The sequence below is a fragment of the Microvirga terrestris genome (genome assembly GCF_015694425.1).
Lineage (GTDB): Bacteria > Pseudomonadota > Alphaproteobacteria > Rhizobiales > Beijerinckiaceae > Microvirga > Microvirga terrestris.
This window is the reverse complement of sequence record NZ_JADQDN010000004.1, coordinates 330,123-347,093: the sequence shown is the minus strand read 5'-3', so window position 1 is coordinate 347,093 and position 16,971 is coordinate 330,123. Positions and strand designations below refer to the sequence as shown.

The window sequence follows — 16,971 nt, the reverse complement described above, 5'->3', positions numbered from 1 at the left end:
CCGGTCCTTCGGACGTGAGCCTCATGGAACCCTATGCGGCCGGGCCGGTTCCGCATGGCTCTTCCCGGATCGAGGGTGAGGGCGCCTTCGGCGGCGCAGGCATTCTGGCTGTGAAAGGCCTGCAGAAGAGCTATCGCGGCCGCACCGTGGTGCAGGACGCGGGCCTTCAGGTGCGGGCGGGCGAGGCCGTCGGACTGCTCGGTCCCAACGGCGCAGGCAAGACCACGATCTTCTACATGATTACCGGTCTCGTCGGGGCGGATCGCGGGGTCATCAGCCTCGACGGCCATGACGTGACGGGCCTGCCTATGTATCGCCGGGCCCGGCTGGGTATCGGCTATCTTCCGCAGGAAGCCTCGATCTTCCGCGGCCTCAACGTGGAAGACAACATCCGCGCCGTTCTCGAGATCGTGGAGCCCAGCCGCAAGGAGCGCGAGCGCAAGCTCGACGCGCTCCTCGAGGAGTTCAACATCACGCGCCTGCGCAAGTCGCCTTCCATCGCGCTCTCGGGCGGCGAGCGCCGCCGATGCGAGATCGCCCGTGCGCTGGCCGGCGAGCCGACCTTCATGCTCCTCGACGAGCCCTTCGCGGGCATCGACCCCATTGCAGTGGGCGACATCCAGAACCTCGTCCGGCACCTGACCCGCCGCGGGATCGGCGTGCTCATTACGGACCATAACGTCCGCGAGACACTGGGCCTCATCGACCGCGCCTACATCATCCATTCCGGCCGCGTGCTCACAGAGGGCACGCCGGACGCCATCGTGGCGAACGAGGAAGTGCGTCGCCTGTATCTCGGCGAGGATTTCCGTCTCTACTAAGACGTATCCGTTTTGACGGATCGCCCCCGATACCTTTAAAAACTGAACGGCATGCAAGGAGCATGCCGTTTCGGGTGCGGTCATGAGTGCGATGCAACGGCTGGAGCTGCGTCAGGGCCAGTCCCTGACCCTGACGCCCCAGCTGGTTCAATCCATCAAGCTGCTGCAGCTCTCCCATGCGGAACTCGCCACCTATGTGGCAGCCGAGCTCGAGCGCAATCCCCTCCTGCAGGAAGGAGAGATCCGGGCCAATGCGCCGAGCCTGAGCCTCGCCGAGTTCCTGCGCGCCAAGCAGAAGGCGCAAGTCTCAGGTGCCAGGATCGTTCCCGGTCCGCCGCCCTTGCGTGGCCAAGCCGCCTCGGGAGTGGCTGGCCCGGCCGGCGCGGCTCACGGGGAGATCAGGCCCGAGCTGGAAGAGACGCTGGCCCGCACGGCCAGCCTGACCGAACACCTGGAGGCGCAGCTCGATCTCGCCACTTCCGATGCCCCCTTGCGCGCCATCGGCGAGCACTTGATCCACAGCCTCGACGAAGCCGGCTATCTCAGGGACGACCCGGCGGAGATCGCCGCACATCTGAGTGTGATGCCCGCCGATGTGGAAACGGCCCTGCAGCTGATCCAGACCTTCGAGCCGGCTGGCGTCGGAGCGCGCGATCTTGCCGAATGCCTCGCGATCCAACTCAAGGAGCGGGGTCGGCTCGATCCGGCCATGCAGACACTGCTCCACAATCTCCATCTCGTGGCCCGGCAGGATTTTGCCGCCCTGCGCAAGCTGTGCGGCGTCGACGGGCAAGATCTCGCCGACATGCTGGCCGAGATCCGCCGCCTGGAGCCGAAACCGGGGCTTGCCTTCACGCCCGCCAGGATCGACGTGCTCGTGCCGGACGTGCTGGTCCGTACCTTGCCGGATGGCAGCCTGGCGGTGGAGCTCAATCCCGAGACCCTGCCCCGCGTCCTGCTCAACCGCACCTATTATGCCGAAGTGGCCAAGGTTCTGCGCACCGACGAGGATAAGACTTTCCTGTCCGACTGCGTCCAGACGGCGAGTTGGCTCACCCGCAGCCTGGAGCAGCGCGCCGGGACCATCCTGAAGGTCGCCACCGAGATCGCCCGCCAGCAGGAGGACTTCTTCCACGAAGGAATCGCGGGGCTGCGCCCCATGACCCTGAAAAGCGTGGCGGAGGCCATCGGCATGCACGAATCCACGATCTCCCGGGTGGCGGCGAACAAGGCCATCGGCAGCGAGCGCGGCACCTATTCCATGAAGTTCTTCTTCGGCGCCGCCACGGGCGAGGGCGAGCATGCCGCCAAGGCGGTCCGCCATCGCATCGGTCAGTTGATCAGCGCGGAGAGGCCGGACGATGTGCTCTCGGATGAGGCAATTGCCCAGAAATTGAAACTCGAAGGAATTCAGGTCGCCCGCCGCACGGTGGCGAAATACCGGGAGGCTCTGCGGATCCCGTCTTCATCCGAGCGCCGCCGACACAGTCGCAAAGCTTGACCGGTTGGCCTCAAGATTTCAAGACTTGCATTGGCCTCTATTCGGATCATCATCTCCAAGCGTCATCCCTGAAGGATCGCGGCAAAGCGAAGGCGCAAGCGGAGGAGAATGCGATGACATTGAGAGTGTCGGGGAAGAATCTCGATATCGGCGAAGCTCTCAGGTCTCAGGTCCAGGCCCGAATGGCCGGCGCATTGGCGAAGTACTTCGATGGCGGCTATTCCGGCCATGTGACCGTCACCCGCGACGGCGGCGGGTTTCGCACCGAGTGCGTGCTGCACCTCACCTCCGGAATGACATTGGAGGCCTCCGGCGCCGCCGGCGATGCCTATGCCAGCTTCGACCAGACTGCCGGCCGGATCGAAAACCGCCTGCGCCGCTACAAGCAGCGGCTCAAGGGCAAGTCAGGTTCCGGTGCGCGCACCGGCGGCATCGAGGTGCCCTATGCGGTGTTCGAGGCGCCGAGCGATGAAGCCGTCGAGGAAGAGGGCTATCATCCTATCGTCGTAGCCGAGACCACCAAGCCGCTTCACACGCTCTCCGTCAGCGACGCCGTGATGCAGCTCGACCTCACGGGAGCGGCCGCTCTTGTGTTCATCCACGCTAGCACCGGACGCTTGAACGTCGTATATCGCCGCGGCGACGGAGCAATCGGTTGGGTTGATCCGCCCCTTGCACAGGCTTGAGGGATCTACCCCTTTTGGCCCGGTTCTTGCGTGGAACGGTGAGAGGCCTTCCAGGCTTCACATCCAGAATGCAGCGTGATCGATGCCCTTGCTGGACTTTCTAGACCCTCAGGCCGTCCTGCCCGCCTTGCGCGTCAACGGCAAGAAGCAGGCTCTTCAGGAACTGGCTTCCCAGGCGGCCCGGCTCACCGGCCTTCCCGAGACGGCCATCTATGAGGCGCTCCTGCAGCGCGAGCGCCTTGGCTCGACCGGAATCGGCGAGGGCATCGCCATTCCCCATGGCAAGCTGCCGGGCCTGACCCGGATCTTCGGCCTCGTCGCGCGCCTCGACAAGCCGGTGAACTTCGAGGCTCTCGACAGCCAGCCGGTGGATGTTCTTTTTCTGCTCCTGGCCCCCGAGGGTGCCGGGGCGGATCACCTGAAGGCCCTGGCGCGGGTTGCCCGTGTGCTGCGCGAGCCTGGCCTGATCGAGCGGGTGCGCGCCACCCGGGATGCCGCCGCCCTCTACGCCATCATGACCGAGCTGCCGAAGGCCGCCTGAAACTGGCAGGAGCCGGCTTCTGACCTAACGTAAAGATATCTTTAAGACGTCCTCCGCAATCTTGCCGCAACGGTACAAGAAGGATTCGGGGGCAATGGCATTTCTGGCTCGGTTGAAGCAGCCGTCTGTGCGGATGCGCGTCGCGACATTGAGCGGCGTGATGGTACTTGGCTTTGCGGTTATCGGTGCGGTATTCCAGACGGGTCGGTCCGAGGTGGAGCAGGCGCTCTCGGCGCAGCAGACCTACTCGGCGCTCGCCGAGAAGGCCAACGGGTTCCGCGGCCGGGCCGATGGCCTGAAGGTCGTGGCCGGGGAGTGGACCACGAGCCGCCTCAGCCATCACGGCCAGTCCTTCATCGAGCAACACAAGGCTCTGGCGGCCCAACTCGACGAGATGAGCGCGGCACCGGGCTCAGGCCTGATCGAGCCCGAGATCGCCGCCCTGAAGCAGCACGCGTCAGCCCTGCTGGGCCAGGGCAAGTCTCTCGATAAGCTCTATACCGGCATCGGCACCAAGCCGGACGAGGGCGCGCAGGGGCGCCTGCTCAAGGCCGAAGCGAACTTGGAGAAGTTGGTACGGCCCCTGACGAGCAGCGGCGAGACTATTGCCTGGCGCCTGTGGGCCGCCATGCTCGGCATGTTCAACCAGGAGGCCCGCGCCCGGATCCTGCTCGAGGAGAGCATCCTGGGAGCCTTCGAGGTCGAGCAGGGACGTTTTACCCGCGCCCTGGCCCAGCTTTCGGGTGATCTTGCCAAGGAAAAGGCCGCCATCGAGAGCGCTGGCGTGTCGTTCCAGGAGGCTTTCACTGCCTGGGGCGAGCTGGAGCGGGAGGTCTCGGGCCAGAGCGAGAAGCTGATGGGGCAGTTCGACCTGCTCGTGCCGGTGCTCGATCAGCTGCTCGCCAAGGTCCGCACCGAAGCCCACAAGACCGAAGCGCAGCTCACCGCCTCGCAGCATCGCACCTTCACTCTGATCCTCTGGGCCATGGGCGCGACGCTTCTGTTCGGCCTTATCCTGAATTTCATTGTCGGGCGCTCGATCTCCCTGCCGCTCACCCGCCTGCAGCAGGCCATGCGCCGGCTCGCCGACGGCGATGCCTCCGTCGAGATCCCCTCCACCAAGGGGACCGACGAGATCGGCGCCATGGCCCGCACCGTTCTGGTCTTCCGCGACAATGCCCGCGAGCGCGAGCGGCTTACCCACGAGCGCGAGGGCATGGCGGCGCTCGACGCGGAGCGCGCTCATGCGATCTCCAATGCGATCATGGCGTTCGACGCCACGGTCGAGCAGATCCTGGCGGAGGTTCGCGAGGTCACGGGCGATCTCGCCAAGGCCTCGGGCCAGCTGGAGGGTTCGGCGAACCACGTGACCCAGCAGGCGCAGATCGCAGGCAGCGCTTCCTTACGGACGGCGCACAATATGTCGGCGGTGGCGAGCGCCGCCGAAGAGCTCGATGCTTCCCTGTCCGAGGTCGCCGCTCAGACGAATGCCTCGGCAAAAGCCTCCGAGCGCGCCGTGGCCGAGGCCCGGGGCGCTTCGAGCAGCATGACGACCTTGTCCGCTGCGACGTCCCAAATCGGCGAAGTGGCGGGCCTCATCCGCACCATTGCCGCGCAGACCAACCTGCTGGCGCTCAATGCCACCATCGAGGCGGCCCGCGCCGGCGAGGCCGGCAAGGGCTTTGCCGTCGTGGCCAATGAGGTAAAGGACCTGGCCGGCCAGACCGCCAAGGCCACCGAGGAGATCGCCCGGCAGATCGAGGCGGTGCAGGCCGCCTCACGGGAGACCCTGGTGGCGCTCGGCACCGTGCAGGCCTCCGTGGAGGATCTGGCAGGTGTGGTATCAACGGTGGCCGGAACCGTGAGCCAGCAGACGGCTGCGGTGTCGGAGATCGCCCAGTCGGTGGCTCAGGTCTCCAGCGAGGCACAGGCCGGCACCTCCGCCATCGAGACCACGCAGGGTGTCGCCGTGCAGTCTCTCGAGGCGGCCCGCACCGTGGCGGACCTCTCGGTGGCCCTGGAGCACCAGGCGAAGCGACTGGGGGCGGAGATCGGCCAGTTCCTCAACAGCGTCAAGGCTGCCTAGCGACCTGTCGGCCGGGGGCGCCTTAAGGCTGCCCGGCCATTTCCCAGACGAGCTGGACATTGGCCGTGTAGCGGATCGTCGCCGGCGGCACGATCGGCACCGATTCGGCTCCCTTGGCCATCGCCATGGACATGCGCATGTCGGGCTGCGGCTCGAAGGGCTGGGCGGAGCCGTCCCGGATCTCCAGCAAGCGGCCGAGCGAGACGCCCGCGGCGGCGGCATAGACATCGGCCTGCCGCTTGGCGTCGCGCACGGCGGCTTCGCGCGCCTTATCCGCGCCCTGCTCCTGCCGGTCGAGGCCGAAGGAGACCGACTGGAACGTCATGTCGCCGCTCGCCAGGATCTCGCCGGCCAGGCGCCCGACGCCGTCGAGATCGCGGGTGGTGATCTGGAGCCTGTGATGAGCCGAGAATTTCGGCGTCTTCATTTCCTTGCCATCCGGGCCGACCTGCTGCGGCGTCTGGAAGACCTGGAAGTTCGCGGTGCGGATGTCCTCCCGCTTGATGCCGAGCCCCTGGATGCGGGCGAGCACCCGCTCCGTGGCCGTATTGTTGGCGGTGCTCGCCTGCGCCACCGTGTCGGCCTGCGTCGCCACCGTCACGTGGATGCGCGCGAAATCGGGCTTCAGCTCCGCCTCGCCGGTGCCCATGACGCTGATCGTGGGCTGGCGCGGCGCGGAAGTTTGAGCCAGGGCCGGAGTGGCGAGACTCAGGGCGAGGAGTACGACGGCGACGGAACGCATGACGGATAAGTCCTCTTCAAAAGAAAAGCTCCGCCTAAAGCATCGGACCCAAAAGTGGCTTCCACTTTTGGGCCTACTCCGATGCTTCGTTTTCAAGGAGCGCATCGTTTGAGCTGAAAACCGGGTCCACTTTTCCGCACGATGCGCTTGGGCGGAGCTTTGCGGGCACCGGGACGATGCACAAACGAACCTGAGCGCCGGATTAACGGCCGGTCTTCACGCGGGTCCAGAGCCGCGTGACGGTGCGCTGGGAGCGCTCGTCATAGGCCGTGTTGGTGAAGAGCCGCTTCATGGTGGCGTCGTCCGGATAGATGCCCGGATTGTCGAGGATCGCCTTGTCGATGTTCTGCTTCGCGGCAAGGTTGCCGGAGGCATAGGACACGAAGTTCGTGTTCATGGCGGCGATCTCGGGGCGGAGCATGAAGTTGATGAACTCATGCGCTTCCGTAACGTTCTTCGCGTCCGCCGGGATCACGAAGCTGTCGAACCACATCAGCGCGCCCTCGCGCGGAATGACATAGCCGACCTCGACGCCATTCTTGGCTTCCTCGGCGCGGCTCTTGGCCTGGATCATGTCGCCCGAATAGCCCACCGCGACGCAGATGTCGCCATTGGCGAGCGCGTTGATGTACTCGGAGGAGTGGAACTTCTGGATGTTGCCGCGCACGCGGAACAGGGCATCGCCCGCCTTGTTCAGGTCCTCGACGCGCTTGGAATCGGGATTGAGACCGAGATAGGCGAGCACGCCGGGAAAGAGGTCCTCGGGTGAGTCCAGCATGTAGATGCCGCAGGCCTTCAGCTTCGCCGAAATCTCCGGCTTCAGCACGAGGTCCCAGGTGTTGAGCGGCACGTCCCCAAGAATCTCCTTCACCTTCTTGACATTCACGCCGATGCCCGTGGTGCCCCACATGTAGTTGACGGCAAACTGGTTGCCGGGATCGAACACGGCCAGGCGCTGCGTCACCTCGGGCCATTGGTTGGCGAGGTTCGGCAGCTTCGCCTTGTCGAGCTTCTGGAACACTTTGGCGCCGATCAGGCGCTGCACGAAGGGGCCCGACGGCACGACGATGTCGTAGCCGGACTTGCCGGCCAAGAGTTTGGTCTCGACGATCTCGTTGTTGTCGTAGGTGTCGTAGACCACCTTGATGCCGGTCTGCTTCGTGAACTCGTCCAGCGCCTTCGGATCCACGTAGTCGGACCAGTTGTAGACGTTGACCACACGCTGCTGCTGCGCAGCGGCGCCGGTCACAAGCCCTAAGGTGAGGGCAACGGAAGCGAGAAGACGGAACATCAGGGGTGGGAACTCCTCAAGATGAGAGTGACGACCGGAGCAGGCTAGGAAATTCTGAGCAAAGAAACAATGTCCAAGTTGCTGGCGGGGCCGCCGGTTTTCAGGCAGCCCGCTTGATCGCCTTCGCCAGCCGCTCCAGGCCGGCATCCAGCGTCGAGTCCTTCTTGGCGAAGCAGAAGCGCACCACGTTTTTCACGGCGCCCTCCGCGTAAAAGGCCGAGACCGGAATCGCCGCGACGCCGTGCTCCATGACGAGCCGGCGGCAGAACGCGACGTCGTCGGTCTCGCCTAAGGGGGCGATGTCGATGTTGACGAAATAGGTGCCCTGGCTCGGGATCACGTCGAAGCCCAGCGTCCTCAGGCCGTCCGTGAAACGGTCGCGGCTGCGGGCGAAGTTTTTGCGCATGTCCTCGAAATAGGCATCGTCCTTGGCGAGCCCGTAGGCCACGGCGTGCTGCAGGTTCGGCGCCGTGGTGAAGGTGAGGAACTGGTGCGATTTCGCCAGCACCTTCATGATGGGGGGCGCCGCGCACACGAAGCCGACCTTCCAGCCCGTGAGGCTGAAGATCTTTCCCGCCGAGCCGATCTTCACCGAGCGCTCGCGCAGGCCGTCAAGCGCCAGGATCGGCCGGTGCTGCCGGCCGTCGAACACCACGTGCTCCCAGACCTCGTCCGAGATCGCAATCGCATCGAAGCGGCGGCAGAAATCGGCCAGCAGGTTCAGGTCCTCGTCGGAGAACGTTGTGGCTGTTGGGTTGAGCGGGTTGTTGAACACAACCGCCTTGGTCTTTGGCGAGAAGGCCTGCGCCAGCGCTTCCTCCGTCAGGCGGAAATGCGGCGGCTGCAGGGTGACGAATTTCGGCACGCCGCCGGCAAGGCGCACGAGGGGCAGATAGGCGTCGTACATGGGCTCGAACAGCACCACCTCGTCGCCCGGCTCCACGATGCCGAGGATCGCGCCCGCGAGCGCCTCCGTGGCGCCCGAGGTCACCATGACTTCGGTGTTCGCATCGAGATCGACGCCCTGCCAATGCTTGTAATGAGCGGCAATCGCGGAGCGCAGCTCCGGAATGCCCATCATCGAGGGGTATTGGTTGTAGCCGTTGAGCACCGCATCCGCCGCTGCCCGCCGCACGTCCTCCGGCCCCGGATCGTCCGGAAAGCCCTGGCCGAGATTGATGGCGCCGGTCTCCCGGGCGAGGCTCGACATCACTTCGAAGATTGTGGTGGGCAGGTTGGCGAACAGTCGGTTCATGCCGCTCTCTCGATAAGTGTTTCCTGAGGTGCTGACCTGTTTCGTAGCATGGAGATGCGGGAGATCGAACCCGCATTCTCATGACCGTCACAGCCAGCGCCTTGGGGCCCGCAGCGTGAGCTGCGAGCCTGTGCGGTGATCGAGGGTGGCGCGAATGGCAGCCCGGCTCGATGATGGGTGGTGAGAAGGAAGAGCCAGGATGCCTCTTCGCGCACGGCTTCTTTAGGCGGACAGGTGAGGCCAGCCCGGTGACCGCTCAAGGCGTGGCCCGTCTGCTCGACGGGGGCCTTGAACCGATTCCGACCACCGGCCCACAACCTGGGCCTCCCGCCAGACCCACTTGCGAGGCGAGCCTGCGAGACCGTGCCTGCCTCCACACTGCGACGCCTCGCGAGCGCGCCCCTCGATAGAGGCAGGTCTAAGGAAACTGTATAGCTTAGCTTGCAGCACCTGTCAAGAACAAAGTAAGAACATTGACCCTGCTGACGGTCGTTCCCGGAAAGACGTGTAGCGAAGGGGTAGGAAACCCATAACGCCACGCCTGCTCGTGGATCCCCTTCCCGCACTTCGTGCGCCGGGGATGACACCGCACCTCGTCATCACCGGCCTTGTGCCGGTGATCCCGATGGCTTGAAGCGCAGCGCCTCACCGCATCGGGATGGCCGGGACAGGCCCGGCCATGACGGAGAGGATGTAGGAACCGGAAGGGTCTTCACTGGAGGGTGTCATCCTGGGGCTGCGAAGCAGAACCCGTGATCGTTGGACGAGTATAGCGCTGGTTTACCTCTCCTTATGGGAGAGGTCGGACCGGAGGTCGGGGTGAGGGGTTAGTGTCCTGTCCGGATAAGCCTGTAACCCCTCACCCCAGCCCTCTCACTCAGGGAGAGGGGGACCCGCCTTTCATCCTGCCGACGATCCCGGATCTGCGCTGTGCTCCGTCCGGGATGACCAGATGGGGATGAGTGAAGCGTGACGGGTGACGTGTCATTCCCGGAAGGGTGCGTAGCGGAGGAGAACTCATCAGCCGAAGCGCGCGTGAGTGGATGCCCTTCCCTCGCTGACGCTCGCCGGGGATGACACGGAGGCATCTCGAAATGCTCGACTCCCAGGATTACGCAAGGAGGAAGCCGCGACCGAAATCTCCGGCATGAGGCCGGTAATGACGGGTGCGCTTTGTCCTCGCCGCGTTTCATGCTCTATCGAGGGAGCAACGAAAACGCCTCTCATGTCCCTCGCCCGGTCGCCCCTCATCCCAGGCCTCATCGTCCTCGTCGCAGGCTTGTGCCTCGCCTCTCTGGTGGTCGGCCCGGCGCCGATCGCGATCCTCACAGCGCTGAAAGCCCTCGTGTCGGATCAGGGCGCGGCCAGCATCGTCGTGCGGGAGATCCGCCTGCCGCGCACGCTGCTTGCCCTCATGATCGGCTGGGTCTTCGGCCTGTCCGGCGCGGGGTTGCAGGGTTTGCTGCGCAATCCGCTTGCCGACACGGCGGTGTTCGGCGCGCCGCAGGCGGCGGCCTTCGGGGCGGTGCTCGTGATCTATTCCGGCCTCATCGGCACCCTGTCCTGGGCCCTGCCCTTCGCGGCCATCGCCGGGGCGCTGCTCTCGATCGCCCTCGTGGTGGCGGTTGCGGGGAAAAACGCCACCATCGTGGTGCTGGTTCTCGCCGGCCTTGCAGTCGGGAGCCTCGCGGGCGCCGGCACCTCGCTCGCCATCAGCCTGTCGCCCAATCCCTTCGCGGTCACGGAGATCGTGTTCTGGCTGCTGGGCTCCTTCGAGGATCGGTCCATGGTCCATGTGCTGTTGGCCGCCCCGTTCATTCTCTTCGCCTCGCTCCTGATCCTGAAAGCCTCTTCGGGCCTGCGCGCCCTGGCGCTCGGAGAGGAAACGGCGCGCAGCCTCGGGACCGACGTGGCCCGGCTCCGGGGGCTGATCGTTGCGGGTGCCGCCATCGGCACGGGCGCCTCGGTGGCGGTCGCCGGGTCCATCGGCTTCGTGGGCCTCGTGGCGCCCCATCTGGTGCGGCCATTCGTGGGTTACGATCCCGCCCGCACGCTTGTGCCCGCAGGCCTTGCGGGAGCAGCCCTGCTGCTGGCCGCAGACTGCACGGTGCGCCTCATCCCGTCCGGGGCCGAGGTCAAGGTCGGCGTGCTCACGGCGCTGATCGGCGTGCCGTTCTTTCTCTGGGTGATCGCCCGCCGCAAGGCGGAGCTGGTGGAGACGCCCGCATGAAGCGCCTTGAGGTCCGCTCCCTTGCGGTCGATCTCGGGCCAAGCCGCGCGCTCCAGGGCATCGACCTGTCCCTGGAGCCCGGGTGCCTGACGGCGCTGATCGGCCCCAACGGCGCCGGAAAGACGACCCTGCTGCGCGCCATGGCCGGGCTGGTGCGGCCCTCGGCCGGAGAGGTTGCCTTGAACGGAACACCCATCGCCCGGATGCCGGCCTCCGAGCGGGCGCGGGCCATTGCCTACCTGCCGCAGGGCGGTGGGGTGGCCTGGCCCCTGCCGGTCGCGAAAGTCGTCGCGCTCGGCCGCCTGCCTTTCGGGGAGAGGCCGGAGGAGCTTCCGGCAAAAGGCCGGGAGGCCGTTGAGGCGGCGCTCCGGGCCGTCGCGCTTGAGGGCTTCGAGAGCCGTCCCGCCACCTCCCTGTCAGGCGGTGAGCGCGCCCGGATGCTGCTGGCCCGCGCTCTCGCGACGCAGGCGCCGGTTCTCCTGGCCGACGAGCCCGTCGCGGCGCTCGATCCGCGCCATCAGCTCATCGTGCTCGAAGTCCTCAAGGCCCGTGCCCGAGCCGGCGCTACCGTGGTGGCGATCCTGCACGATCTGAACCTCGCGGCCCGGTTCGCCGACCGGATCGTCCTGCTGGATCAAGGAAAAGTCGAGGTTTCCGGCCTACCGGAAACGGTTCTGACCGAAGCCCATCTTGGCTCCAGCTTCGGCATTCGGGCACGGGTCACCCGGGAGGAGGCAGGCCTTCTGGTGCTGGCCCAGGGCCCTCTGCCCGATCCGTGAGAGGCCTGCGTTCGAGGCATCTTTGGAAGGACAACGTTACATTGACAAAGAGGTGAGCCCATCCGATACCCCGGGGCAGCAGACGGCAGGGCCATGAATCGGCAGGACTTCAAGAAAACTCTCATCGTTATGCATGATCTCGTGATGACGGGCGTGGCCGTCCTCGCGACGTTCTTCGTGCGCTTCGAGGGGCCGCTTTTGAACGAGCGTCTCGTTCATCTGCCGCTTTTCCTGCCGCCCTTCATCGCCTTCGCCGGCGTGGTCTACTGGTTCTCCCAGCTCTACCGCTCCAAGTGGCGCTTCGCCTCCCTGCCGGACCTGTTCAACATCTTCCGGGCTTCCACCATCCTGGCCCTGACCCTGCTGGTGGTCGACTACATCCTCGTCTCGCCGCAATTCCTGGGAACGTTCTATTTCGGCAAGATCACGATTGCCCTCTACTGGCTGATCCAGATGTTCCTGCTGGGCGGCCCGCGGCTCGCCTTCCGATACCTGAAATACGCCCGGTCCCGGAACAGCCTGCAGCGGGATTCCAGCACGCCGACCCTGCTGCTCGGGCGTGTCGCAGATGTGGAGGTGATCCTGCGGGCCATCGAAGCGGGCACGGTCGGGAAGATTCAGCCCCGGGGCATTCTCTCCTACCGCAGCGACGATCTCGGCCAGTCCATGCGCGGCGTCCCGGTGCTGGGCACATTCGCGGACATGGACCAGGTGGTGCAGGACTTCCAGGAGCGGGGCGTGCCGATCCGCCGGCTGGTCGCGACCCCGAGCGCCCTGACGCCGGAAGCGAACCCGGACATGCTGCTCGCCCGCGCGCGCCGTCTCGGCCTTCCTCTGGTGCGGGTGACGAGCCTGGGCGAGGGCATGCGCAATGCCGAGCTCGCGCCGCTCGAAATCGAGGACCTGCTCCTGCGCCCCACCGTGCAGATCGACCGGCAGCGGCTGGAAAATTTCATCCGCGGCAAGCGCGTGCTCGTCACCGGAGGCGGCGGCTCCATCGGGTCCGAGATCTGCACCCGCGCAGTCGCCTTCGGGGCGAGCGATCTTCTGATCCTGGAGAGTTCCGAGCCGTCTCTGCACCACATTCTCGAAAACCCGACGCTCCTGTCGAGCGACACCAATGTGGACGGCGTGATCGCCGACGTGCGCGACCGGGAGCGGGTGCGCGAGGTCATGAACGAATTCAAGCCGGAGGTGGTCTTCCACGCGGCCGCCCTCAAGCATGTGCCCTATCTCGAGAAGAACTGGACGGAAGGCATCAAGACCAATGTCTTCGGCTCGGTGAACGTGGCCGATGCGGCGGTCGAGGCCGGCGCCGATACCATCGTGATGATCTCCACCGACAAGGCCATCGATCCGGTCTCCATGCTCGGCGCCACCAAGCGCTTCGCCGAGATGTACGGGCAGGCGCTCGATGCCGAGTTCATGGGCCGCAACGGTGCCACCCGCACCATCGCGGTGCGCTTCGGCAACGTGCTGGGCTCGGTCGGCTCCGTGGTGCCGAAGTTCAAGGCGCAGATCGCCCGCGGCGGGCCCGTCACGGTCACCCATCCGGACATGGTGCGCTACTTCATGACCACCCGCGAGGCGGCCGACCTGGTGCTCACCTCCGCGTCCCATGCGGAGGAAAGCCGGTCCCTGACCGAGCGCTCCAACGGCGACGAGCGCGCCTCGGTCTATGTGCTGAAGATGGGCCAGCCGGTTCGCATCTACGAGCTCGCCGAGCGCATGATCCGGCTCGCCGGCTACGAGCCGGGCGAAGATATCGAGATCGCCGTCACCGGAGCCCGTGCGGGCGAGCGCCTGCACGAAATCCTGTTCGCCCGCGAGGAGCCCCGCGCGGAAATCGGCATCGACGGCGTCATGGCGGCAAAGCCCATCTTCGCCGATCGCGAGCGGGTCGAGCAATGGCTCAAGATTCTGGACCGTGCCCTTGTCGATGGCGACCGGGGGCTGGCCGAGCGGGTGTTCGAGGAAGCGATCCCGGAATTCAAGCGCCGGGCGCCGGCGCCCCCGCTTGCCGCGCCAGCGCCGCAAGCGCGTCTCGCGTCGAACTGACCGGCTGCCACCCTAAGCGCCGCAAGGCCTCCGGGCTCGCCACCAGCGAGCCCGCCAGCCGCTGATAGGCCTCGCCTTTTCCCGCCAGAGCCGCCGCCCCTTTGAGGACGAAGGACGGAACCGGAATCAGTCCCGGCCCGTGTCCAAAACCCTCACGCAGGGCACTCACCATCTCGGGGATCGTGACCGGATCAGGATCGGCCACGATGAACGGGCGCCTCAGAGGCCCGTCCGCCTTCAGGACCGTGTCCACGGCCGCCGTCAGGTTGTCGAGGGAGACAACGGACCGCTTGGCCTTGAGGCCGCCGAGCGGCAGGGGCCAGGGCGATTGTGCGAGGCCGAGCAGGGCGGCCATGTTGCCCTTCACGCCGGGGCCATAGACGAGGACTGGGCGCAGGGCCACCCAGTCTAATTTAAGTTCAGCCAAGCCGCGCTCGGCGTCGAGCTTCGAGCGGCCATAGGCGTCCGTGGGGTGAGGCTCCATCTCCTCCGTCAGCACGCGATCAGTGGAAGGACCGCTCTGCGCCCGGATCGAGGAGAGGAAGACGAAGCGCTTCACGCCGGCGCGCTCGGCCGATTGGGCGAGCTTCACCGTCGCGTCCGTGTTGATGCTGCGGTAATCGTCCTCGGGCCGTCCCGACATGGCATGCGCCAGGCCGGCCGAGTGGATCACCATGTCCACGTCGCGCAAGGCCGCGGCCATGTTGTGCGGCGAGGCGATGTCGCCGATCACGGCGCTTGCGGCTCCCGCCGGCACCTCGGACGGGCGGCGCAGCAGCACCCGGACCCGATAGCCGCGCTTGGGCAGCTCAGTGAGGAGGTGTCGTCCGATGAAGCCCGTTGCGCCGGTGAGGGCAATCAGGGGTGCGTTCATCGGGAAACCTCCAAGGGAATTGTCTGGCGTGGGGTGGAAAAGCGCCTGAGGACCAGGCCGACGAGGACGGCGCCTAAGACAAGCGCCACGATCTGCACGGCGCCCGAGGGCCAGACCAATGTCATAGCGGCGAGGCCGGCGAGGACAAGGTTGAGCCCGAACACATGGGCGCTGACGTCGAGCGCCGAGAAGCCGTTGTCGGTGGCCTGCTGGTAGAAATGGCTGCGATGCGCCTCCCACACCTTTTCACGGCGGCGTAAGCGGCGCAGCAGGGTGATGGTGGCGTCCATGAGATAATAGAGCGGCAGCAGGAGAGCGGCCGTGAGCGCGCCGGTTCCGGCAAGCTCCAGCAGCATCCAGCCGACGAGGAGGCCGATGGGAAGCGAGCCCACATCGCCGAGGAAGAGGCGGGCGACGGGCTTGTTGAAGGGCGCGAAGCCGAGGAGGGCGCCGCAGAGGGCAAGAGAGGTCCAAACGACCAGCGGATTGAATAGTTGATAGAACCAATGATCCGATGGCGCGAGAGCCGTTGCCACAAGAGCGACCAACGGAAAAAACGCGGTAATCGGGATCATCTCCGCCACAGTGATCCAGTCGATGCCATCCATGAAGTTGACGAGGTTTACGAACCAGACGCCGCCGATCACCAGAACGATCCGCTCGACGATCAATGGAACTGTGTCTGGAAATACCCGCACATTGCTGATCAACACCACTGCCATTACGGCCATGACCTGCAACAGCAGACGAGGCGCAGGGTGCAGCGGCCGGATGTCGTCCACGGCTCCGACGATCGCAAGCATCACGGCCGCTGCAGCAACACCGAGAAATGTCCCGGCAGGCACGTCCGTGTTCAGAAGAATTGCGCATGCCATAATGAGGCCCGCACCGACGACGGCGATGCCGCCGCCTTGCGGTGTCGGCACTTTGTGGCTCGACCGAGCATTGGGGCGTGCCAATGCATAGCGGATGAGCAAGGGCTTCAGGCCAAGGATCAAAAAGGAGGACACGAGAGCGGTCCCGATCAGGACGCCGAGAAAAGCAAAGGACACAATCATCCAGGAAGGACCAATCATGTCAGGCCTTATGATATTCACGGTACCACGCAACGAAGCGCCGGATGCCTTCCTCCAATGACGTCGCGGGCGCAAAGCCCACGTCGCGGCGCAGGTCCGTCACATCCGCGCGGGTCTCCAGCACGTCGCCCGGCGGTAGGGGCACGTCGACGCGGTTCGCTTTCTTGCCGAGAGCTTCCTCGATGAGGGCGATCAGCCGGTTGACCTCCTCAGGGCTATCGTTGCCGATGTTGTAGACCCGGTGCGGCGCAGCACTCGTGGCCGGATCGGGATTTTCCGCGTCCCAAGCCGGATCGCCCGAGGGCGCGCGCTCGACCAGGCGCACGATGCCCTCCACGATGTCGTCCACATACGTGAAGTCGCGCCAAACCTTGCCGGCATGGGCCACCAGGATCTCGCGCTCTTGCGCGATGGCATGGGTGAACTTGTACACCGCCATGTCGGGCCGGCCCCAGGGACCGTAGACGGTGAAGAAGCGCAGGCCCGTTGAGGGAAGGCCGAACAGGGACGCGTAGGAATGGGCCATCATCTCGTTCGCCTTTTTGGTGGCGGCATAGAGGCTGATCGGATGATCCGTGGTGTCGTGCTCGGAAAACGGCAGCTTGCGGTTGGCGCCGTAGACCGAGCTCGACGAGGCATAGACGAGGTGCTGGACCGCTCCATGACGGCAGGCCTCGAGCATGCTCATGAAGCCCATGAGGTTGGAGGCCGTGTAGGGCTGCGGATCGACAAAGCGTACGCCCGGCTGCGCGGCCAGATGGATGACCCGCTCGAAGCGGTGGTGCTGGAACAGGTCGCGGGTGGCCTGCGGGTCGGCGAGATCCAGGCGCTCGCCCAGAAAGGTGTTATGCGGGGCGAGCCGAGCGAAGCGGGCCTCTTTGAGGCTGATGTCGTAGTAAGGCGTGAAGCTGTCGACGCCCACCACATGATGGCCATCAGCCAGAAGCCGCTGCACCACATGAAAGCCAATGAACCCGGCCGCACCGGTCACAAGAATAGGAGAGGTCATGATGGGCCCGCCTGATGAATTG

The 16,971-nt window shown here is 65.6% G+C and carries 14 protein-coding genes; 8 read left to right on the top strand and 6 right to left on the bottom strand.

Features of this window, described 5'->3' with window-relative positions:
* The first annotated feature begins 23 nt into the window (after positions 1–23).
* The 5 genes from lptB to I2H36_RS10700 all read left to right on the top strand — a co-directional run bounded on the left by lptB (position 24) and on the right by I2H36_RS10700 (position 5,635).
* Positions 24–821 carry an LPS export ABC transporter ATP-binding protein gene (gene lptB / locus I2H36_RS10720; protein WP_246718744.1) on the top strand — a complete coding sequence of 266 codons (798 nt, stop codon included), beginning with the start codon at positions 24–26 and terminating at the stop codon, positions 819–821.
* A gap of 82 nt (positions 822–903) precedes the next feature.
* Positions 904–2,322: an RNA polymerase factor sigma-54 gene (rpoN, locus tag I2H36_RS10715; RefSeq protein WP_196263875.1), complete on the top strand. Its 1,419-nt coding sequence runs from the start codon at positions 904–906 to the stop codon at positions 2,320–2,322.
* Positions 2,323–2,435: 113 nt separating this feature from the next.
* On the top strand, positions 2,436–3,008 hold the full coding sequence (gene hpf, locus I2H36_RS10710) for a ribosome hibernation-promoting factor, HPF/YfiA family (protein WP_196263874.1): 573 nt from the start codon (positions 2,436–2,438) through the stop codon (positions 3,006–3,008).
* A gap of 82 nt (positions 3,009–3,090) precedes the next feature.
* On the top strand, positions 3,091–3,549 hold the full coding sequence (ptsN, locus tag I2H36_RS10705) for a PTS IIA-like nitrogen regulatory protein PtsN (protein WP_196263873.1): 459 nt from the start codon (positions 3,091–3,093) through the stop codon (positions 3,547–3,549).
* Between the two features lie 94 nt (positions 3,550–3,643).
* Positions 3,644–5,635: a methyl-accepting chemotaxis protein gene (locus tag I2H36_RS10700; protein ID WP_196263872.1), complete on the top strand. Its 1,992-nt coding sequence runs from the start codon at positions 3,644–3,646 to the stop codon at positions 5,633–5,635.
* Positions 5,636–5,657: 22 nt separating this feature from the next.
* Here the strand turns inward: I2H36_RS10700 and I2H36_RS10695 are convergent, their stop codons facing one another.
* The 3 genes from I2H36_RS10695 to I2H36_RS10685 all read right to left on the bottom strand — a co-directional run bounded on the left by I2H36_RS10695 (position 5,658) and on the right by I2H36_RS10685 (position 8,923).
* Complete coding sequence (locus I2H36_RS10695; protein WP_196263871.1) at positions 5,658–6,377, bottom strand: SIMPL domain-containing protein; 720 nt, start codon at positions 6,375–6,377, stop codon at positions 5,658–5,660.
* Positions 6,378–6,579: 202 nt separating this feature from the next.
* Positions 6,580–7,668 (bottom strand): polyamine ABC transporter substrate-binding protein, encoded by a 1,089-nt coding sequence (locus I2H36_RS10690; RefSeq protein WP_196263870.1) that lies wholly within the window; start codon positions 7,666–7,668, stop codon positions 6,580–6,582.
* Positions 7,669–7,768: 100 nt separating this feature from the next.
* Positions 7,769–8,923: an aminotransferase gene (locus I2H36_RS10685; RefSeq protein WP_196263869.1), complete on the bottom strand. Its 1,155-nt coding sequence runs from the start codon at positions 8,921–8,923 to the stop codon at positions 7,769–7,771.
* A 1,225-nt stretch (positions 8,924–10,148) separates the two neighbouring features.
* Here I2H36_RS10685 and I2H36_RS10680 point away from each other — a divergent pair.
* The 3 genes from I2H36_RS10680 (at position 10,149) to I2H36_RS10670 (ending at position 13,990) form a co-directional block, all read left to right on the top strand.
* On the top strand, positions 10,149–11,153 hold the full coding sequence (locus I2H36_RS10680) for a FecCD family ABC transporter permease (RefSeq protein WP_196263868.1): 1,005 nt from the start codon (positions 10,149–10,151) through the stop codon (positions 11,151–11,153).
* Positions 11,150–11,932, top strand: a complete 783-nt coding sequence (locus I2H36_RS10675; protein WP_196263867.1) for an ABC transporter ATP-binding protein — start codon at positions 11,150–11,152, stop codon at positions 11,930–11,932. The genes I2H36_RS10680 and I2H36_RS10675 overlap by 4 nt, the downstream gene beginning before the upstream one ends.
* A gap of 93 nt (positions 11,933–12,025) precedes the next feature.
* On the top strand, positions 12,026–13,990 hold the full coding sequence (locus I2H36_RS10670) for a nucleoside-diphosphate sugar epimerase/dehydratase (RefSeq protein WP_196263866.1): 1,965 nt from the start codon (positions 12,026–12,028) through the stop codon (positions 13,988–13,990).
* Here the strand turns inward: I2H36_RS10670 and I2H36_RS10665 are convergent.
* The 3 genes from I2H36_RS10665 to I2H36_RS10655 are packed head-to-tail and all read right to left on the bottom strand — an operon-like array spanning position 13,923 to position 16,949.
* Positions 13,923–14,864, bottom strand: a complete 942-nt coding sequence (locus I2H36_RS10665) for an NAD-dependent epimerase/dehydratase family protein (protein ID WP_196263865.1) — start codon at positions 14,862–14,864, stop codon at positions 13,923–13,925. The genes I2H36_RS10670 and I2H36_RS10665 overlap by 68 nt on opposite strands.
* A complete protein-coding gene (locus I2H36_RS10660) occupies positions 14,861–15,922 on the bottom strand; it encodes an MraY family glycosyltransferase (RefSeq protein WP_196263968.1) in 1,062 nt (353 codons plus the stop codon). Before I2H36_RS10660 ends, I2H36_RS10665 begins: the two co-directional genes overlap by 4 nt.
* Positions 15,923–15,941: 19 nt before the next feature.
* On the bottom strand, positions 15,942–16,949 hold the full coding sequence (locus tag I2H36_RS10655) for an NAD-dependent epimerase/dehydratase family protein (protein ID WP_196263864.1): 1,008 nt from the start codon (positions 16,947–16,949) through the stop codon (positions 15,942–15,944).
* Between the last annotated feature and the right edge of the window lie 22 nt (positions 16,950–16,971).

Coding starts and splice junctions, on each gene's coding strand:
- lptB (WP_246718744.1), top strand. CDS start 24: ATGGAACCCTATGCGGCCGGGCCGGTTCCGCATGGCTCTTCCCGGATC.
- rpoN (WP_196263875.1), top strand. CDS start 904: ATGAGTGCGATGCAACGGCTGGAGCTGCGTCAGGGCCAGTCCCTGACC.
- hpf (WP_196263874.1), top strand. CDS start 2,436: ATGACATTGAGAGTGTCGGGGAAGAATCTCGATATCGGCGAAGCTCTC.
- ptsN (WP_196263873.1), top strand. CDS start 3,091: ATGCCCTTGCTGGACTTTCTAGACCCTCAGGCCGTCCTGCCCGCCTTG.
- I2H36_RS10700 (WP_196263872.1), top strand. CDS start 3,644: ATGGCATTTCTGGCTCGGTTGAAGCAGCCGTCTGTGCGGATGCGCGTC.
- I2H36_RS10695 (WP_196263871.1), bottom strand. CDS start 6,377: ATGCGTTCCGTCGCCGTCGTACTCCTCGCCCTGAGTCTCGCCACTCCG.
- I2H36_RS10690 (WP_196263870.1), bottom strand. CDS start 7,668: ATGTTCCGTCTTCTCGCTTCCGTTGCCCTCACCTTAGGGCTTGTGACC.
- I2H36_RS10685 (WP_196263869.1), bottom strand. CDS start 8,923: ATGAACCGACTGTTCGCCAACCTGCCCACCACAATCTTCGAAGTGATG.
- I2H36_RS10680 (WP_196263868.1), top strand. CDS start 10,149: ATGTCCCTCGCCCGGTCGCCCCTCATCCCAGGCCTCATCGTCCTCGTC.
- I2H36_RS10675 (WP_196263867.1), top strand. CDS start 11,150: ATGAAGCGCCTTGAGGTCCGCTCCCTTGCGGTCGATCTCGGGCCAAGC.
- I2H36_RS10670 (WP_196263866.1), top strand. CDS start 12,026: ATGAATCGGCAGGACTTCAAGAAAACTCTCATCGTTATGCATGATCTC.
- I2H36_RS10665 (WP_196263865.1), bottom strand. CDS start 14,864: ATGAACGCACCCCTGATTGCCCTCACCGGCGCAACGGGCTTCATCGGA.
- I2H36_RS10660 (WP_196263968.1), bottom strand. CDS start 15,922: ATGATTGTGTCCTTTGCTTTTCTCGGCGTCCTGATCGGGACCGCTCTC.
- I2H36_RS10655 (WP_196263864.1), bottom strand. CDS start 16,949: ATGACCTCTCCTATTCTTGTGACCGGTGCGGCCGGGTTCATTGGCTTT.